The sequence below is a fragment of the Dactylosporangium sp. CS-047395 genome (assembly GCF_050942185.1).
Taxonomy (GTDB): Bacteria; Actinomycetota; Actinomycetes; order Mycobacteriales; family Micromonosporaceae; genus Dactylosporangium.
Window position 1 is genome coordinate 5,897,294 of sequence record NZ_CP192015.1, and the last position, 18,484, is coordinate 5,915,777.

At 71.2% G+C, this 18,484-nt stretch carries 16 protein-coding genes; 7 read left to right on the top strand and 9 right to left on the bottom strand.

Features of this window, described 5'->3' with window-relative positions:
* Nucleotides 1-7: 7 nt before the first annotated feature.
* Nucleotides 8-670, top strand: coding sequence for a response regulator transcription factor (locus ACQP00_RS27805; RefSeq protein WP_433199888.1), 663 nt, complete (start codon nt 8-10; stop codon nt 668-670).
* Nucleotides 667-1,725 (top strand): sensor histidine kinase, encoded by a 1,059-nt coding sequence (locus ACQP00_RS27810; protein ID WP_433199891.1) that lies wholly within the window; start codon nt 667-669, stop codon nt 1,723-1,725. The genes ACQP00_RS27805 and ACQP00_RS27810 overlap by 4 nt, the downstream gene beginning before the upstream one ends.
* Nucleotides 1,726-2,158: 433 nt before the next feature.
* Here the strand turns inward: ACQP00_RS27810 and istB are convergent, their stop codons facing one another.
* The 6 genes from istB to ACQP00_RS27840 all read right to left on the bottom strand — a co-directional run bounded on the left by istB (nt 2,159) and on the right by ACQP00_RS27840 (nt 9,248).
* Nucleotides 2,159-2,983 carry an IS21-like element helper ATPase IstB gene (gene istB, locus ACQP00_RS27815; RefSeq protein WP_433199894.1) on the bottom strand — a complete coding sequence of 275 codons (825 nt, stop codon included), beginning with the start codon at nt 2,981-2,983 and terminating at the stop codon, nt 2,159-2,161.
* Nucleotides 2,980-4,269: an IS21 family transposase gene (istA, locus tag ACQP00_RS27820; protein ID WP_433199897.1), complete on the bottom strand. Its 1,290-nt coding sequence runs from the start codon at nt 4,267-4,269 to the stop codon at nt 2,980-2,982. Before istA ends, istB begins: the two co-directional genes overlap by 4 nt.
* An 878-nt stretch (nt 4,270-5,147) precedes the next feature.
* Nucleotides 5,148-5,450: a hypothetical protein gene (locus ACQP00_RS27825; RefSeq protein WP_433199900.1), complete on the bottom strand. Its 303-nt coding sequence runs from the start codon at nt 5,448-5,450 to the stop codon at nt 5,148-5,150.
* Between the two features lie 58 nt (nt 5,451-5,508).
* Nucleotides 5,509-6,252, bottom strand: a complete 744-nt coding sequence (locus ACQP00_RS27830; RefSeq protein ID WP_433199903.1) for a class I SAM-dependent methyltransferase — start codon at nt 6,250-6,252, stop codon at nt 5,509-5,511.
* Nucleotides 6,249-8,522 (bottom strand): ATP-binding cassette domain-containing protein, encoded by a 2,274-nt coding sequence (locus ACQP00_RS27835; protein ID WP_433199906.1) that lies wholly within the window; start codon nt 8,520-8,522, stop codon nt 6,249-6,251. The genes ACQP00_RS27830 and ACQP00_RS27835 overlap by 4 nt, the downstream gene beginning before the upstream one ends.
* Before the next feature lie 9 nt (nt 8,523-8,531).
* On the bottom strand, nt 8,532-9,248 hold the full coding sequence (locus ACQP00_RS27840) for an aminoglycoside adenylyltransferase domain-containing protein (RefSeq protein ID WP_433199909.1): 717 nt from the start codon (nt 9,246-9,248) through the stop codon (nt 8,532-8,534).
* A 79-nt stretch (nt 9,249-9,327) separates the two neighbouring features.
* Here ACQP00_RS27840 and ACQP00_RS27845 point away from each other — a divergent pair, with 79 nt between their 5' ends.
* A complete protein-coding gene (locus tag ACQP00_RS27845; RefSeq protein ID WP_433199912.1) occupies nt 9,328-10,056 on the top strand; it encodes an SDR family oxidoreductase in 729 nt (242 codons plus the stop codon).
* Nucleotides 10,057-10,378: 322 nt separating this feature from the next.
* Nucleotides 10,379-10,936: a TetR/AcrR family transcriptional regulator gene (locus ACQP00_RS27850; protein WP_433199915.1), complete on the top strand. Its 558-nt coding sequence runs from the start codon at nt 10,379-10,381 to the stop codon at nt 10,934-10,936.
* Here ACQP00_RS27850 and ACQP00_RS27855 read toward each other — a convergent pair whose 3' ends face one another.
* Nucleotides 10,937-12,244, bottom strand: a complete 1,308-nt coding sequence (locus ACQP00_RS27855; protein WP_433199918.1) for a pectate lyase family protein — start codon at nt 12,242-12,244, stop codon at nt 10,937-10,939.
* Nucleotides 12,245-12,400: 156 nt separating this feature from the next.
* Here ACQP00_RS27855 and ACQP00_RS27860 point away from each other — a divergent pair, with 156 nt between their 5' ends.
* From ACQP00_RS27860 to ACQP00_RS27870, 3 genes are all read left to right on the top strand, one after another.
* Nucleotides 12,401-13,648, top strand: a complete 1,248-nt coding sequence (locus tag ACQP00_RS27860; protein WP_433199921.1) for an MFS transporter — start codon at nt 12,401-12,403, stop codon at nt 13,646-13,648.
* Nucleotides 13,649-13,773: 125 nt separating this feature from the next.
* On the top strand, nt 13,774-14,679 hold the full coding sequence (locus ACQP00_RS27865; RefSeq protein WP_433199924.1) for a flagellar motor protein MotB: 906 nt from the start codon (nt 13,774-13,776) through the stop codon (nt 14,677-14,679).
* Between the two features lie 49 nt (nt 14,680-14,728).
* Complete coding sequence (locus tag ACQP00_RS27870; RefSeq protein ID WP_433199927.1) at nt 14,729-15,181, top strand: flagellar basal body-associated FliL family protein; 453 nt, start codon at nt 14,729-14,731, stop codon at nt 15,179-15,181.
* Here ACQP00_RS27870 and ACQP00_RS27875 read toward each other — a convergent pair.
* Together ACQP00_RS27875 and ACQP00_RS27880 are read right to left on the bottom strand one after the other, a co-directional pair.
* Complete coding sequence (locus ACQP00_RS27875) at nt 15,159-16,943, bottom strand: AAA family ATPase (RefSeq protein ID WP_433199930.1); 1,785 nt, start codon at nt 16,941-16,943, stop codon at nt 15,159-15,161. The genes ACQP00_RS27870 and ACQP00_RS27875 overlap by 23 nt on opposite strands.
* 5 nt (nt 16,944-16,948) lie before the next feature.
* The gene (locus tag ACQP00_RS27880; protein WP_433199933.1) at nt 16,949-18,430 is read right to left on the bottom strand and encodes a hypothetical protein; all 1,482 of its coding nucleotides are present in this window, start codon (nt 18,428-18,430) and stop codon (nt 16,949-16,951) included.
* Nucleotides 18,431-18,484: the final 54 nt, after the last annotated feature.

Genomic DNA, 18,484 nt, shown 5'->3' on the forward strand with positions numbered 1-18,484 from the left:
TGGGCCCATGCGCGTGCTCGTCGTGGAGGACTTCGAAATTCTCGCCCAGACCATCGGCACCGGACTGCGCCGGGAGGGCCTGGCCGTGGACGTCGCCGCCGACGGCGCGGAGGCCCTCGAGCGGCTGGCGAGCACGCGGTACGACGTCGTCGTCCTCGACCGCGACCTGCCCCGCGTCGGCGGTGACACGGTGTGCCGGCACATCGTCGCCGAGCATCCGACCAGCCGGGTGCTGATGCTGACCGCCTCGGGAACGGTCCGCGACCGCATCGACGGGCTCGGCCTCGGCGCCGACGACTACCTGCCCAAACCGTTCGACTTCGACGAGCTCGTGGCCCGCATCCGCGCGCTGCTGCGGCGCCCGTCGGCGGCGCTGCCACCGGTGCTGACCGCCGCCGGGATCACCCTCGACCCGGCCCGGCACGTCGCCAGCCGCAACGGGCACCGCCTGGACCTGAGCCCCAAGGAGTTCGGCGTGCTGGAGTGCCTGATGGCCGCGGGCGGCCGGCCGGTGTCCGCGGAGGAGCTGCTCGAACGGGTCTGGGACGAGGCCGCCGACCCGTTCACCACGGCGGTGAAGACGACGGTGAAACGGCTGCGGTCCCGGCTCGGCGACCCGCCCGTCATCCACACGGTCCGCGAGGCCGGCTACCGGCTCGGTGCGGCATGAGCACCCGCTGGACGCTGCGGCGGCAGCTGACCCTGCTGTACGCGGGACCGTTCCTCATCTCCGGTGCGGTGCTGCTCATGGTGCCGCTGCTGGGCGCGAGCCAGACCGTCCCCGCCGGCGACTTCCCCGGCACCCCCGAGCCGCACGTCATGGTGGAGACGCACTCCAACGCCGTACCGCTGGCGGGCGCCTCCCTCGCGGTGATGGCCGTGGTCGCCGTGGTGCTCGGCTGGTTCATCGCCGGCCGCTTCCTCCGCCCGATCCGGCGCATCGTCGACACGGCCCGTGACATCTCCGCCACGAACCTGCACCGCCGCCTCGGCCCGACCGGGCGGCGCGACGAGTTCGGCGAGCTGGCCGACACCCTCGACGACCTGTTCGCGCGGCTCGAAGCGTCGTTCGCGGCGCAGCGCCGGTTCGTCGCCAACGCCTCACATGAGCTGCGCACGCCGCTGACCGCGCAGCGGGCCCTGCTGCAGGTCACCCTGGCCGACCCGGAGGCCTCGAGCGACGAGCTGCGTGCGGCCGCCGACGAGGTGCTGGCGCTCGGCGAGAACCAGGCCCGGCTCATCGACTCGCTGCTCACGCTGGCCACGGGCGAACAGGGCGTGGAGCACGCGGCGCCGCTCGACCTGGCCGAAGTCGTCTCCCGCGCCCTCGCGTTCCGGGCGCTGGAGGGACCCCGGCTGCTGCCGACGCTGCACGACGCCCCGACCACCGGCGACGCCGACCTGGTCGAGAGCCTGGTCGCCAACCTGATCGACAACGCCGAAAAGCACAACGTGCCCGGCGGCACCGTGACCGTGCTGACGGGACTGACGGACGGCCGGGCGACGCTGGTCGTCGAAAACACGGGTCCTGTTGTACCGCCTGACGAGCTGGACCGGCTCTTCCAGCCCTTCCAGCGACTGGGCGGGCAGCGGGTACGCACGACGAAGGACGGGTACGGGCTCGGGCTGGCGATCGTGCGGGCCATCGCCGACGCGCACCGCGCCGACCTGGCCGCCACGCCGCGCGAAGGGGGTGGCCTCAGGGTGACCGTGACGTTCCGCTGACCCTTAGGCCGCGCGGAGCTAGGCGCGCAGAGCTCGCGCGGAGTCGGGCGCACGGAGCCAGGTGCGCGGCGCCAGTCGCGCGGAGTCGGGCGCGTAAAGCCGGGCGCGCGTGGAACCGGGCGCGCGGCGCCAGTCGCGCGGAGTCGGGCGCGTAAAGCCGGGCGCGCGTGGAACCGGGCGCGCGGCGCCAGTCGCGCGGAGTCGGGCGCGTAAAGCCGGGCGCGCGTGGAACCGGGCGCGCGTGGAACCGGGCGCGCGTGGAACCGGGCGCGCGGATCCAGACGCGCGGAGCTAGACGCGCGAGGCCAAGCGCGACCGGGGCGAAGCATGCAGCGCGAGCGCGCAACGCGGCACGCGAAGGCCTGTCAACGGCGGATTAGAACTGACCCCCCTCGGGCGGTTTGGGATTGACCCCCCGTCAGGTCGGCTTGGTCTATTTGTCGCGGTTCTTGGCGAGGAGTGCGCGGCGGGCGCGGGTGCGGAACGAGTCGCCGGCGAGGGTGAGGACCTCGGCGTGGTGGACGAGCCGGTCGATCATCGCCGCGGCGACGACTTCGTCGCCGAAGACCTCGCCCCAGCGGCCGAACGGTAGGTTCGACGTCACCAGGATCGAGGCTTGCTCGTAGCGGGACGCGACCAGCTGGAAGAACAGGTTCGCTGCGTCGGTGTCGAACGGGATGTAGCCCACCTCATCGATGATGATCAACCGGTAGCGGCGGATCTTCTTGAGCTCGGCCTCCAGCGCGCCGCTGTGGTGGGCCCGGGCGAGCCGGGTGATCCAGTTCGTGGCGGTGTCGAACAGCACGGAGTTGCCGGCCTGGGCGGCCTTGATGCCCAGCCCGATCGCGAGGTGGGTCTTGCCGATCCCGGGCGGGCCCAGGAGCACCACGTTGTCGGCCTTCGGGACGAACGTGGCGGTGGCCAGGTGCGCCAGGACGTCCTTGCGGAGGCTGGGCAGGTGCTCGAGGTTGAAGTCGTCCAGGGTCTTGATGGCCGGGAAGTGCGCGGTGCGGACCCGCATCATGTTCCCGGCTGATTCCCGGTCGGCGACCTGGCGTTCCAGGACGGCGGCGAGGTATTCCTCGTGGGACCAGTTCGCGTCGCGGGCCTGCTCGGCGAGGTCTTCCCAGACCCGGCCGATCGTGGGGGTCTTCAGTACCCGGGCCAGGTAGGCCAGTTTCGACGTCAGCCCGTCCGGCCGGGCCGCGGCAGGCCTTTGCGTCGCGGCCTTGCTTCGCGTGCTTGCTGTGGTGGTCATGAGATCCCTTCAGCGATGGTGGATGCGGGTGGGTGCTCGACGGGGTGCGGATCGAAGTCGACGCCGAACAGGTCGTCGTAGTCGGGCAAGGCGCGGATGGCCACGACATGCCCGTCGGCGTGGCTTCTGGTCGTCTCGCGCTCGAGCTCGCGCCGGCGGTGCGCCAGCTCGGCGCGCAGCAGCCGGGCAGTGTCGCGGTGGGCCGGGTCGGTGATCGTCTGCCGGACTCCCCAGAAGCGGGCGTGTTCGGCGACGACCTGACCGGCGCAGGACGCCACGACCCGCACTGGGTTGGCGAACACGTCGACGAACCGGCCGATCGCGCGGGGGTCCACGCTGTAGTCGTTGCTGTCGACCCGGACGTAGTAGTCGCGGCCCAGCCGGACCCGGTGGGTCAGCCCGATCGCCGGCGCCACCGGCGGCAGGCCGACCATGCCGGCCCGGTCGGCGTCCCACCGCTGGGCTGGGGAAGCGCCGATCGCGCGCAGGTGCCGGACGTTCGCCCGGGTCGTGAGCCAGTCACCGATCTGTGTGTTGAAGTCGAACGGCGAGGTGAACGTGCGGCCCGGCAGGAACGACGTCTCGAAGTAGCCGTTGCGCCGCTCGACCAGACCTTTGGATTCCGGATCCCGTCGCGGTGTCAGCCGGATGCCGACGCCCAGCGTTCCCGCGAACGACGTCGCCTCGGCCGTCAGCTTCCCGGTCCCGCCGATCGCTGATTCCCGGTCCCAGACCAGCGTGCGCGGGCACGCACCCCACCCGCCGATGATCTCCCACATCCCGGCCAGGATGTCGCCCGCCTGCCGCGACGGGATCATCACCGCGTCCGTCACCCGCGAATGCCCGCACGTCATCGCCAGGACCGGCAACACCCGCCGCTGACCGGCCCCGACCGGGATCTGCGGCTCCGGGAACCACAGATCGCATTGCGCGACCTCACCCGGCGAGTACTCGATCCGGTCCGCCGGATCCGGCGGCACGAACAACGGCCGCAACTGCCGAACCCGGTCCTTCAACACCGTCAACGACCGCGTCCAACCGATCCGTTCCGCGATCACCGGCACGGGCATCGACGGCCACTGCGTCAGCAGCAACCGGATCTGTGGCTCGAACACATCAATCGACGAACCCCGCGGCCCACGCTCACGCCGCGGCGGCTCCACCGCCCGCACCGCCGACCGCACCGTGTTCCGCGACAACCCGAACCGCCGAGCGAGCTCCTTGATCGGCACACCCTCGCCCAGGTGCAACCGCCGCAGCTCAGCCCACTCCTCCAACTTGATCACCCCTCCAGACTTACGGAGAGGGGTCAATTCCAATCCGCCGCCAGAGGGTCAGTCTTAGGCCGCCGTCGACAAGGCCGCACGGAGGCCGGTGCGCTCGACGCGCGGAGCACTGGGACGCGGCACAAAGCGCTACGGAGCCCCGGCGGTCGAGCAGAGTCGCCGCGCGGAGACTCGGGGCGGAGCGGAGGTAGCCGCTTCGCGGCTTGCTGCGCCTGAAGGCAACCCCGCACCGAACCGTGGCGCCCCGTCGGGGTCGGCCCGGCGCACCGCTTGGACTGTTCGGCTTCTGGAGCGTTACGCCGACAGCTGGGGGCTCGCACTACCCACCCTCGCCGCCAACAGTCGTACGGGCGCGGGTCAAGCACCGGCGCGCCCCGGCGGCCGAACGGTTCTACCAAAGGCGAGTCGATAAGCGAAGAACGAAGAGCCATCAAATTTCAGAGGAGAAAAACAATGATTTGAGCCTGGCCGCACGCGGTGCCCTGGCCACGACTCCCAGCCGTCGAGACCACCGCCGGGGTTGCCTACCCGATCAGTCACACCGGCGGCGTGCCTCACACGCGGCGCAGGCGGGAGCGCCGAGCACGTCGGCGAGCGGGTCGCCGGGCGCAATGCCGCCGGAGACGTCGATCTCCCAGCGGGCAGCAGTCCCACCAAACGCCAGTCCACAAGCGAAAAACGAAGAGCCATCAAATTTCAGAGGAGGAAAAACAATGATTTGAGCCTGGCCGCACGCGGTGCCTTGGCCACGACTCCCTGCCGTCGAGACCACCGCCGGGGTTTCCTGCCCGAGCAGTGACACCGACGGCGTGCCTCATACGCGGCGCAGGCGGGAGCCGGGCCGTCGTGCAGTCAAAATTGGTGCGACAACCCACCCGCTAGTGCACGAGGCTGTGGTCCCCCGGCGGCGGTGTCCGGGGAGGGGGCGAACGGCGGATCAACCAGCCCTGTTCGCCGAGGCAGGCCAGGGCGAACGCCAGCTGCAGCAGCCGTTCGTCCCATTCGAAGCCATGGGTGTCGCCGGCGCCGAAGGTGCTGCCGAAGATGCCGGCCAGCAGGGCTGAGGTGCCGGTGCCGGCGGCGGCCCACCACCACCAGCGGCCGGCCGGGGAGCGCAGCCGGGCGGCGCTGCCGAGGACCAGTGCCACCAGAGCGGCGAAGACAACATCACGTGGATCCATGTGCGACTCCTTCAAGATCCACGCTACGCCCGGACGGGCCGGGGCGCAGGGTGGGGAGTCAGGGGGCGGTGGCGGTGGCGTAGACGCGGTGCATGACGTCGAAGGTGGCCAGGGACGAGCGGGCCTCGTCCTGCAGCGCGATCACGGCCGGGTCGGACGGTGGTGCCGCGAGCGCCTCCTCCCACAGTGAACGCTCCGCTGCCCGCCACCCGGGCCGGTCCTCGACGACGACGTCGACGAATCCGGCCAGCGGCAGGTCCCGCGCGAGGTCGACCGCCTGGATGCGGGCCGGTACGGCCGGTGACGAACCCTCCCAGCAGGTCACCACCAGCCGGCCGCCCGGCTTCAGCAGGCGGCGGAACTCATGAAGCCCAGCCAGGGGCGGTGCCGCGAACTGCACGGCGTCCACGCACATCAGGCCGTCCGCGATGGCGGAGTCGAGGCCGGTCGCGTCCAGCGTCCCCACCTGGAACGAGGCCCGGCCGGGCAGGCGCGAGTCGGCCAGGGGGACCGCCGAGGACAGGGCCACGGCGGAGAAGTCGACGCCGATCAGGCGGGCGGTGGCGCGGCGGGCCAGCTCGATGCCGTACCCGCCGCGGCCGCAGGCGATGTCCAGCAGCAGTCCGTCGTGGGGAAGGTTCAGGGCCGCGGCGAGTTCGTCCAGGGCCGGGCCGGTCAGGACGCCCGGGAGGCCGAGGGCGGTGGGGACGTGCAGGGTGCGGGACAGGATCGCGTCACGGGCGGGTGAGGTGGCCATGTCCGCGTACCACTGGTCGAAGTAGGCCGCGTCGAGAGCGTTCATGAGCGCTCAACATAGTCCGCCAGGTGCTGGCCGGTCAGCGTGGCCCGCGCGGCGACGAGGTCGGCGGGGGTGCCGGTGAAGACGACCCGGCCGCCGTCGTGGCCGGCGCCGGGGCCGATGTCGATGATCCAGTCGGCGGAGGCCATGACGGCCAGGTGGTGCTCGATGACGATCACCGACTTGCCGGCGTCGACGAGGCGGTTGAGCAGGGCGAGGAGTTGGTCGACGTCGGCCAGGTGCAGGCCGGTGGTGGGTTCGTCGAGGACGTACACGCCGCCCTTCTCGGCCATGTGGATGGCGAGCTTGAGGCGCTGGCGTTCGCCGCCGGAGAGGGTCGTCAGGGGCTGGCCCAGGCTGATGTAGCCGAGGCCGACGTCGGACAGGCGGGACAGGATGGTGTGGGCGGCGGGGATCTTGGACTCGCCGGTGGCGAAGAACTCGCGGGCCTCGGAGACCGGCATCGCGAGGACCTCGGCGATGTTGCGGCCGCCCAGGCGGTACTCGAGGACCGAGGCCTGGAAGCGCTTGCCCTCGCACTCCTCGCAGACGGTGGCGACGCCGGCCATCATGGCGAGGTCGGTGTAGATGACGCCGTTGCCGTTGCAGTTCGGGCAGGCGCCTTCCGAGTTGGCGCTGAACAGGGCGGGCTTGACCCCGCCGGCCTTGGCGAAGGCCTTGCGGATCGGGTCGAGCAGGCCCGTGTAGGTGGCGGGGTTGCTGCGCCGGGAGCCGCGGATGGCGCCCTGGTCGACGGAGACCACGCCGGCGCTCTTCGGGATGGAGCCGTGGATGAGCGAGCTCTTGCCCGATCCGGCGACGCCGGTGACGACGACGAGGACGCCGAGCGGGATGTCGACGTCGACGTCGCGCAGGTTGTGGGTGTTCGCCCCGCGGATCGGCAGCACGTCGGAGAACGACCTCGGCGAGCGCAGGGTCGCGCGGTAGTCGAGGTGGCGGCCGGTCAGGGTACCGCTGCGGCGTAGTCCTTCGACGGTGCCCTCGAAGCACACGGTGCCGCCGGCGCCGCCCGCGCCGGGGCCGAGGTCGACGACGTGGTCGGCGATCGCGATCGTCTCCGGTTTGTGCTCGACCACGAGGACCGTGTTGCCCTTGTCGCGCAGGCGCTGGAGCAGGCCGTTCATGTTCTGGATGTCGTGCGGGTGCAGGCCGACGGTGGGCTCGTCGAAGATGTACGACACGTCGGTCAGCGACGAGCCGAGGTGCCGGATCATCTTGGTGCGCTGGGCCTCGCCGCCGGACAGGGTGCCCGAGGGGCGGTCCAGCGACAGGTACCCGAGGCCGATCTCCACGAACGAGTCGAGGGTGCGCTGCAGCGTGCCGAGCAGCGGGGCGACCGAGCGGTCCTCGATGCCGCGGACCCACTGGGCGAGGTCGCTGATCTGCATCGCGCAGGCGTCGGCGATGTTGATGCCGCCGATGCGGGAGGCGAGCGCCGCCTGGTTGAGCCGGGTGCCGCCGCACTCGGGGCAGGCGGTGAACGTGACGGCCCGGTCGACGAAGGCGCGCAGGTGCGGCTGGAGGGCCTCCTTGTCCTTCTGCAGGAACGCCTTCTGCACGCGGGGCACCAGGCCCTCGTAGGTCATGTTGATCGTCTCGATCTTGACCTTGACCGGCTCCTTGTACAGGAAGTCGTGCCGCTCCTGCTCGGTGTAGTCCTTGATCGGCTTGTCGCCGTCGAGGAACCCGGAGGCGGAGAAGATGCGCACCAGCCAGCCGTCCGGGGTGTACCCGGGGATCGTGATGGCGCCCTCGTTCAGCGACTTGCCGGCGTCGAAGAGCTCGTCGAGGTCGATGTCGTTGATCGTGCCCATGCCCTCGCAGCGCAGGCAGGCGCCGGCGGGCACGTTGAAGCTGTAGTGGAACGCGGGCCCGGCGCTGGGCGAGCCGAGCCGGCTGAACACGATGCGGAGCATGGCGTTGGCGTCGGTGGCGGTGCCCACGGTCGAGCGCGAGTTCGCGCCCATCCGCTCCTGGTCGACGATGATCGCGGTGGTGAGGCCTTCGAGCAGGTCGACGTCGGGCCGGGCCAGGCTCGGCATGAAGCCCTGCACGAACGCGCTGTACGTCTCGTTGATGAGCCGCTGCGACTCGGCCGCGATGGTGCCGAAGACGAGGGAGCTCTTGCCGGAGCCGGACACGCCGGTGAAGACGGTGAGGCGGCGCTTCGGGATCTCGACGCTGACGTTCTTCAGGTTGTTCTCGCGAGCCCCGTGTACCTGGATGAGGTCATGACTGTCGGCGACATGCACTGCAACACCCTACGCAGGTGATGTGACGATCGCATGTACCTTCGCCAGGAAGTTCTCGACCGCGGCCGGGTCGAGGGCGGCGCCGTCCAGGGCGGCCCGGATCACGGCCGCGTCCGGGAGGACGGTGTCGAGGACCCACGCGGCGGCGGCGCGCTTGGGATACCAGGTGTGCTCCGCGTGGTAGCGCATTGCCCGGCACGCGTTGAGCACGGCGTTGGGGCCGGGCATGGCGCGGTGCGCGGCGACGGACTCGGCGACGACCGGCATGAGCTGCCGGGAGCGGACCCGGGTGACGAGCTGCGGGAACGGCGGGCCGATCAGCACCCGGCGCTGCTGGCGGACGATGTCGCGGTCGATCGGGTACCAGAAGGCGAGGCCCTCGGAGTAGCCGATCTCGGCCTTGTACGGCAGGTCCCGCCCGGTGTTCAGGTTGAGCGCGAACCCGGCCTCGGTGGTGAGGCCGGCCAGCACCTCGCGGTCGTAGAGGACGAACTCGAGGCCGCGCGCCGGGCAGGGCAGCGACCCGTGGTCGAGCGCGGCGATGACGGCCTCGATCTCGTCGGTCGAAGGAGCGGACGCCACGGCCACCAGGTCGATGTCGCTGCGGCCCGGGAGGTACGCGTCGAGCGCGAGCGAGCCCGCCGGGTACACCCCGACGAGCCGCCCGCCGAAGATGCCCTGGAGGCGGCCGACGACCGCGCCGAGGTACCCGTCGAGTGAGCTCACCGCACAGTTGTAACGCCCCGCGGTGTGAGCGCGCCGCCCCGGGGTAGTCCGGCTATTCCTGCGCAAAGGGGGTGCAACCGTGAACAGAGTGGCGGTGGTCACCGGTGGTTCCCGCGGGATCGGGCGGGCCGTGGCCGAGCGGCTGGCCGGCGACGGGATGGCCGTCGCGATCGCGTACGCGGGCAACGACGTGGCGGCCAAGGAGGCCGTGGACGCGATCGGCGCGGCGGGCGGGCGACCGGCGGTGGCGGCCCGGGCGGACGTCGCCGACGAGGGTGCGGTGAAAGCGCTCTTCGACCTGGCCGAGCACGAGTTCGGCGGGGTGGACGTCGTGGTCAACGCGGCGGGCCGGATGGTCCTCGAGCCGGTGGCCGAGATCGACCTGGACGAGCTGGACCGGATGCACCGCACGAACATCCGCGGCACGTTCGTGGTGTCGCGGGAGGCGGCGCGGCGGCTGCGGCCGGGCGGGGCGCTGGTGAACTTCTCGACGTCGCAGACGCGGCTGCAGCATCCGACCTACGCCGGGTACGTGGCGAGCAAGGCCGCGGTGCAGGCGCTGAGCATGATCATGGCGCGGGAGCTGCGCGGGCGGGACATCACGGTCAACGCGGTGGCGCCGGGGCCGACGGAGACCGACCTGTTCCTCGACGGCAAGGACGCGGCGACCGTGCAACGCACGGCGAGCCTGAACCCGATGGGGCGGCTGGGGCGGCCGGACGACATCGCCGAGGTGGTCGCGGCCCTCGCGGGGCCGGCCCGCTGGGTCAACGGCCAGACGCTGTTCGTCAACGGCGGAGCCGCCTGAGACGGGTGTGCCGGGTCGAGTGGTCACTCGACCCGAGCCACCGTCCGGGCAGGACTACTTCTTCTTGCCCTTCTTGTCCTTCTTCGACTTCTTGGACTTCTTCGCCATGGGAATCACCTCCAGTGCGTCGGCAACGACACCGAGACTACGACCAAACAGCCGGTGAACAAAGGGTTTCCGAGACATTTCCAGTTATCCCCCAAGGGTCGCGCACCGTCCACTGTGGGCACTGCAAGAGCAAGAGGCGGCACTTGTACCGTCTGATCCTGCGCCGTGAGCAGTCCTTCGACGTTCGGTACAGTCATCGTGAAGTGAGGTGACCATGACTGCACTGAACATGCCGAGGAGATACAACGCACCCCGGCGGATCGCGGCCGCGGCGGCGACCAAGGAGGCGATCGCGGCCGCGGCGGAGCGGCTGTTCGCCCGGCACGGGTACGCGGGGACGACCATCGCGGCGGTCGCGGAGGAGGCGGGCGTCACCCCGAAATCCGTGTACGCGCTCTCCGACAAGCCCGGCCTGCTGCTGCTCGCGGTGCGGCGCGCGGGGGCGGCGCCGGTGCCCGAGGACCTCGCCGGGTCACTGCTGCGCCGCTACCCGGTCGAGCGGGCGTTCGAGGAGGCCGCGCACGCCGAGCCGACGCTGCGGGAGGCGTGGCGGCGGCACGAGCGGGCCCGGCGCGCCGGGCTCAAGACGCTCGTGCGCGCCTACGCCGACGCGGGCCGGCTGCGCGAGGGGCTGTCCGTCGGCCGGGCGACGGACACGCTGTGGGCGCTGGTGACGTGGCACACGGTGGCGCTGCTGGTGGAGCAGCGCGGCTGGGGCCGAGCCAAGCTCACCGCCTGGCTCGACCAGCTCGTCGCGTCGGTCCTGAAGTGATCAGCCCGGGAGTTTGCCGGTGCCGGCGTTCGCGGTGACCAGGGCGGGGACGTTCGCCGCCGGATCGAGGCCGGCGCGCAGGACCGGGGTCCAGCCGGCGTCGGTGGCGATGTCCGGGTCGAACGCCTTGTTGTACTCGTCGAGCAGGTTCACCGCGACGATCGGGCCGGTGCCGACCCGGGCCAGGGTGCCCTTCTCCGTCATCTGCACGCCGCCCCAGTTGTAGACGAAGGCGTTGAGCGGGGTGTCGGCGCTGCGCAGGACGAAATTGTTCTCCGCGTACACCTGCGACTGCACGCCCACGCCGATGGCGTACACGAAGGTGTCCTCGTCGGTGGCGTAGTAGTAGTTGTTGTAGACGTCGACCTGGCCGAAGCGGACCCGCGGGACGCGCTGGCCGACGCCCGCGAACCGGTTGTGGTGCAGCGTCACGCGCAGCTTGCCCACGTCCACGCCCGGCGTGTTGGTCGAGCCGATCAGCATGGTCTTGTCGTGCTCGAAGAGGTTGTTGTACGACACCGTCACGTAGTCGGAGCCGCGGATGATGTCGGCCGCGCCGTCGTGCACCTGGTAGGGGCGGCCGAGATAGATCGGCTGGTTCGCGTCCTGGTTGGCGCCGTCGGTGAACGAGTTGTGGTCCAGCCACACGTTGGTGGCGCCGCTGAGCGTGACGCTGTCGTAGAGGGAGTTCCAGTTGCCGTCGGCGCCGTCGGTCGGCGTCCAGGCCGGGAAGCAGTCGTAGGCGTCCTCGAACGCGATGTTGCGGATGATGACGTTGCTCTGGTTGGTGATGAGCAGGTTGCCGCCCTTGATGCGGGCGTTGCGCAGGCCGTAGACCGTGGTGTTGGCGCCGACCTCGATCTTGATCTTCAGGCCCTGGTTCTTGGCCGACTGCACGCGGGCGTTCTCCAGCGGGCCGCTGGGCGCGACCTTGCCCCACGTCGCCGGGTCGTACGCGGTCATGTACGCCTGCAGGTCGTAGGCCGGGTCCGCGTAGTCGGCGCAGGAGCGGCCCTCGTTGGCGTCGATCGTGCCCGCGACCAGCACGATCTTCGGCGTGCTGCCGGTCACCGCGGCGGCCAGCTCGTCGCGGGTGCGCACCACGAACACGTGGGCGTCGTCGGCGGCCGCGCCGCCCGTGGTGCCGGCGCCCGCCGAGCCCCAGCCGTCGTTGGCGGCCAGGGTCTGGCGCGCGGCGGCGGGCACCGCCGGCCCGCCCGCGTTCGCCGAGGCGGCCAAGACCACGCCGGTCGCGACCAGCCCGGCCACCGTGGCGGCGGTGAGGCCGGCCCGGATCCCTACGCGCATGGAGTCCTCCAGGAGTCAGGAAAGCGCATTCCTGGCGACCACGGTGGCACCGGCCGGTGACCGGAGTCAACGCGTGGCGTTTGCAGGTTTGTTGCAGTCGTCACTTCCGGCGCCCGCGCCGCCGCCCGCGTGTAAGGAGCATTAGAGGGTTATGGGATGACCGCCGCCGCCCCGGCCGCCCGGCGTTTCGCCGCGCTGCGCAACCCCGACTGCCGCCCGTACCTCTTCGGCGCGGCGCTGTCGATGATGGCCGACAACGTCGAGCACGTGATCACGTACTGGGTGCTGTGGCAGAAGTTCCACTCCGAGGCCCTGGCCGGCTTCCAGGTGATCAGTCACTGGGTGCCGTTCCTGCTGTTCTCGGTGTGGTTCGGCGGGCTCGCCGACCGGCACGACTGCCGCCGGGTCATCCAGGCCGCCCAGGCGCTGTTCATGCTGGTCTCGCTGCTGTGGGGGATCCTGTTCCTGACCGACTCGCTGCAGATCTGGCAGGCGTGCGTGCTGCTGGTGCTGCACGGCATGGCGGGGTCGCTGTGGGGCCCGGGCGAGCAGCTCATGCTGCACGACTTCGTCGGCGACGAGGACCTCGTCTCCGCGGTCCGGCTCAACGCGACCTTCCGCAGCCTGGGCGTGCTGTTCGGCCCGGCCGTCGGCTCCGCGCTGCTGCTGTGGCTCGGCCCGACCGCGGGCATCTTCGCCAACATCGCGTTCTACCTGCCGCTGACGCTGTTCCTGTTCCGCACGAAGTTCACCGGCCACACCCGCCACGCCGGCCCCCGCGGCCCCCGCGTCGGGCTGCTCGACACGTTCAAGGTGCTGCGCCGCGTGGCCGGCGACCACACCCTGATCAGCATGATCATCCTGGCCGGTCTCGCGTCGTTCTTCGTCGGTACCGCCATGCAGGCCACGATGCCCACGTTCGCCGAGGACCTGCGGCCGGGCAGCACCGACGTGTACGGCATCCTGCTCTTCGCCGCCGGCGCCGGCGGGGTGGTCGGCGGCCTGCTGCTGGAGGCGACGGGCTGGCTGCGCCCGACGGTCCGCGCGGCCGTGGGCACCACCCTGCTGTACGGGGTGAGCAGCCTGTTCTTCGCCGTCGCGGGACAGCTGTGGCTGGCGGTGACCCTGCTGTTCATCGGCGGCATCGCGAACCTGGCCTCGATGTCGATCGGCCAGACCGTCACGCAGCTGCTGGCGCCGCCGGACGAGCGCGGGCGGGTCATCGGCGTGTACAACGTGTCCTCGGCGGGCCTGCGCGCGGGCAGCGGCCTCACCGTCGGCGTGCTCGGCCAGGCGATCGGCGTGCACTGGTCGCTGGCGCTGAGCTCGGCCGCGCTGTGCGTCGGCACCGGCTTCGCCGCCCTCTACACCCGCGACGGGCGCCGGGTTTCGCCGGCGAAGTGACGTTCCGGGCGGTGAGCGGTCAACCTGCGCGCACCCGTGAGGCACCATCCCGGAACTCTTGTGTCCTCCGGTCGGTCCGATGTAACCCCTGACGGCGTTACAACGACCTGGAGGGGGGCCGCCAAATGAGTGGTGGTGGACACGCGGCGAAGGCCGGCGCGCACACGAAGCACAAAAAGGGCGGCCACGACGAGGAGGAGCACGAGAACCACGAGCGGTGGCTGGTGTCCTACGCGGACATGATGACCCTGCTGATGGTGCTGTTCATCGTGCTGTTCGCGATCTCCCAGGTCGACCAGAAGAAGTTCGCGGAACTCAAGAACGGCCTCGCGGTCGGCTTCGGCAACCCGTCCGTCGCGTTCGAGGGCGGCGAGGCCAGCCTGATGGAGTCCTCCGACTCCAACTCGCCGATGGACCTGTCCTCCGGCATCGGCGGCACCACCTCCGACGCCACCGCCGTGCAGGACGCCGTGCAGGCCAAGGAACGCGCCAGCGCCTCCAAGCGCCAGCAGGCCGCGGCCGACGAGGTCAAGAACTACGACAAGATCAAAGAGCAGATCGACGCCGAACTGGCCAAGCAGGGCCTGGCCGACCAGGTCAAGTACTCCGTCGACGAACGCGGGCTGGTCGTCACCATCGTGACCACCGGGATCGTCTTCGACGGCAACGAGGCCAACCTCCTCGCCGCCGGCAAGAAGATCGTCGACGGTGTCGGCCCGGCCATCGCCGCCCTGCCCAACAAGATCGAGGTCGACGGGCACACCAACCAGCTGTCCGGGGGCACCGGCAACTACCCCTCCGGCTGGGAACTGTCCTCAGCGCGCGCCTCGGCGGTCGTGCGGATGCTGCACACCGACGCCGGCATCGCCGACAACCGGCTGCAGGCCGCCGGCTTCGCCGACACCAAACCCCTGTACCCCAGCACCGACCCCCGGGCCGAGACCCTCAACCGCCGCGTCGAGGTCATCGTCCTGTCCAACCTACCGGCCGACACCCGGGCGCTGCTGCCCTCGGCCTCCGCCACCAGCTGACCCAGACCACCGATTGACCCAGACCACCGATTGACGAGGAGGAACCATCATGGCCAAGGATGAGAAGACCACCGAGGAGACCCCCGCCAAGGGTGGGAAGAAGAAGCTGATCATGATCATCGTCATCGCGCTGGTCGTCCTGGGCGGCGGCGCCGGCGGGTACATGATGTTCAAGCCCAAGACGGCCGAGGCCGAGCCGGAGCCCACGCCCGGCGTCGTGTCCGTGCTGGACGCGGTCACCATCAACCTGGCCGACGGGCACTACCTGAAGCTGAAGATGACCCTGCAGGCCACCACCGACGCCGCCGAGGCCCCGGACGGCAGCAAGGCCCTCGACATCGCGATCAACGAGTACAGCGGCCGCAAGATGGACGAGCTCATGAGCAACGCCGAGCGCGAGCGGACCAAGAAGGAGCTCGTCGAGAAGGTCGTCAAGGCCTACACCGAGGACGACAAGAAAGAGGTCATGGACATCTACTTCACGACGTTCGTGATCCAGTAGCAGCAGGACCGCCGGCCGCCCCCACCACCGTGGGGGCGGCCATCGCCTTGACCGCGTCGATCCAGAACCGCTGCCGCTCCGGCGTCTGCCCGACCAGGTAGGTGGCCCGCAGCTTCGGCGGCAGGTGGCGCAGCAGCTGGACCACGACCGCGGTGTGCTCGCGCAGCTGGGAGACCTCGGCGTTGGAGAACACCTGGTGCACCAGGTCGGTGTCGTCGGTGCCCTCGTCGCAGTCGGCGACCGCCCGCGCGAGGCGGGCCGCCCAGCCCGCCGGGTCGGCCGCGAGCTCGTGCAGGCCGACCCGGCGCTCCCCGGCGAGGCGGGCCTCGAGGCCGGACAGCGCGACCGGGGCGAACTCGCCGTCGCCGAGGTAGATCAGCCCGGCCTGCAGCGGCTGGTCGTGCAGGTGCAGCTTGATGAGCCGCTCCAGGGTACGCTTGGAGACCCAGTCGCGGCCCTCGTCGTCCAGGTCGTACTTCCACCAGTCCAGCGCCGCCTCGGCCGGGCGGCCGTAGGTGTCCAGCAGCCACTGGCCGGCCGGAATGTCGTCCGGGCCGACCTCCAGGGCGGCGGTGAAGCGGCTCGCCTGGGCCAGGTTGTTCGGCGTCACCTGCAGCTTGCGCCCCACGTGGTACGGCGGGTTCTGCAGCGCGAACTGCGCCCGCAGCGCCTCGATCGGGCGCCCGGCCAGCGACCACTCCTGGGTGATCTCCATCAGCCGGGCGAAGGCGGCCCGGTCCTTGGGCCGGTTGTACTCGTCCCACACGATCACCTTGGGCCGCGGCCCGAGCAGCGCCCGGGTCAGCAGCGTGTCGAGCGTCCCGTCGGCGGCCGGCACCGGCACGCAGAGGTCCTCGACGTTGGTGACGGGCAACGAGAAGTACACCGGATCCTGCCCTGTCTCCTCCCGGACGATCTGCTTGGCGATCTCCGTCTTGCCACACCCCGGCGGCCCCTGCAGCAGCACCGCCCAGCGGCGGGCGATGGCGGTGCGCAGGAGCCGGCGCACCGGGTCGGGGACGGTGCCGGGGTCGGTGATCCCCAGCTCGGTCGCGACCTGGGCCAGGATCGCGTCGTCGACGTCGAGGCGGGCGCCATTGAGCAGCGGCACCGCCCAGCGCATCGGCAGCCCTTCGGCCGCGCAGTCCAGCATGTGCTGCAGGGTGCGCGGCGAGAGCAGCTTGCGGACCTCCGGGGTCTGCGCCGCCCAGACCCGGAAGACGCCGTCGAGGTCCCAGCGCGGGTAGCGCCGCACCAGGCTCTCCCGCCACGAGGTGTCGTTGGCCCCGATGTGCAGCGTGGCCATCCGGTCGAGCACGGCGAGGTCGGTGCGCCGGGCCGAGGTCTCCGCGGCCGACTCGTTGTCGGTGAGGAACACCCCGACGCAGCCGAGCGCGCGCAGGTCGTGCTCGCCGAGCGTCCAGTTGCACGCGACCTGCATGAGCTGCGACTGGATGGTGTCGCCGGCCTGCAGGGAGTCGTCGATGAGCAGGATGAAGCGCCGGCCGGGGCTGAGCTGCTTCATGATCAGCTGGTGCAGGGCCAGCTCGCCGGTGTCGGCGTCGCGGACGGGCGCGTTGACCAGCAGGTCGTCCGGGGTCAGGTTGGCCGCCGGGACGAGCACGACGTCGAGGTCGTGCTCGCGCGGCACGTACGACAGGAACGTCGACGTCTTGCCGATCCCGTGCTCGCCGAACACCTGCCCGGTGATCCCGGCCGCGATCATGCCGTCGATGAACCGCTCCAGCAGCGACGTACCCAACTCCGTCAGTCCTCTCCCGTGCGCACGCGATGGCAGGCCATCGGCGGGTCCTGGGTCTCCGGCCACGTCGACCCGCCGTCGGTGATGAGCCAGATCCACTTCTCCGGCTCGGCCGGCCGGACCTCCGGCGCGTAGCCGTCGGTCACCACGATCACGGCGTCGACGGTGTCCTCGAGCCGCTTCCCGCCGACCTCGAGGCGCCCCTCGGCATAGTCGACGACCCCCTGGAAGCTCGTCCCGCCGCCGCCGAGGACCCGCTCCCCCGGCTTGAACGGCATCACGTGCGCGTCGAAGCTCAGCCAGTGCGCCCGCACCCCGTCGATCTGCCCGACCAGCGTGGTCAGCCACCCCACCACCGAGTCCGGCATCGATCCCGAGGTGTCAAAGGCGATGAGCACGGTTTTGTACCGTGTGTCGCCCCGCCGATGCAGCATCGGTTCGTGGCCGAGGGCGAGCAGCACCGCGCCGAGCTTCTTCGGGTACACGAGACGCTCACCGGGCTGCAGCCGGGCCGCCAGCACGTCGGCAAGCCAGCGCCGCCACCACTCGACCCGCCGGGTCTTCTGCGTCGTCCCGCGCAGGGCGCCCAGGCCGAGGTCGCCCCACATCCGGCTGAGCCGCTCCCCGCCGCCGCCGCTGCGATCGGCCAGCTCCAGCAGCTCGGCCCGCGCCGCCGCGTTGCCCCCGCGCGCCTGCCGCATGAGCGATTCGAGGACGGCCGCGCCGACGCGCTCGACGGTCTCGGCGTCGAGGGGCACCCCGCCCGCCCCCATGTGCACGCACAGCACCACCCGCACCGGCGGCTCGGCCATCCGCCGCAGCTCGCGGTACAGCCCGAGGTCGGTCTCGACGAACGAGGCGTACGACAGCGGCTCCAGCCCCTGCCCGCGCAGGTCGGCCTCGTACCGCCGGTGCACCGCGACCGGATCGACCCCGACGGTCTCCCCCTCGACCTGCGGCATCCCCATCCCGAGCCGCCGCATCGCCACATGGTTCACACTGACCTCGGTGGCGAGCACGAACAGCGGGTCGCCGACCAGCTCCCGCTCGGCATACAGGTGCCGCTGCATCAGGTGCCGCGCCTCGTGGAACAGCACGAACTTGACCCCCGACGGCCCGAGCCGCGCGAAGAACTCCGGGTTGTACAGCAGGCTGCACACCCCGTCCCCGCCCGCCACCACCGCCGCCGTCGGCACCGCCATCGTGGCGATCTGATGCCGGCACTTCGCGTAGATCCAGGACCCGACAACGCTGTCCCGCACCCCGAAGTCCAGCAGCGCCGCCTCCTTGAGCCGCTCCGCCCGCGCCGTGACCTCGGGATCCGGGTGCGCCACCGCCGCGAGCGCCCGCCGATCGCGCAGGTCGACCGTCGGCACGCCCAGGATGACCACGTGCCCGTCGTCGACCGGGGACTCTCCGGGGCTGGAGGCCGCCGTGGTCATGTGCGCACCGCCGGCATGCCCGGGGCTGGGGGCCGCCGTCGTCATGTGCTCACCGCCGCGGCAGCGACCTGAAGCAGTCCGGGCGGCCGGCGGGAACTC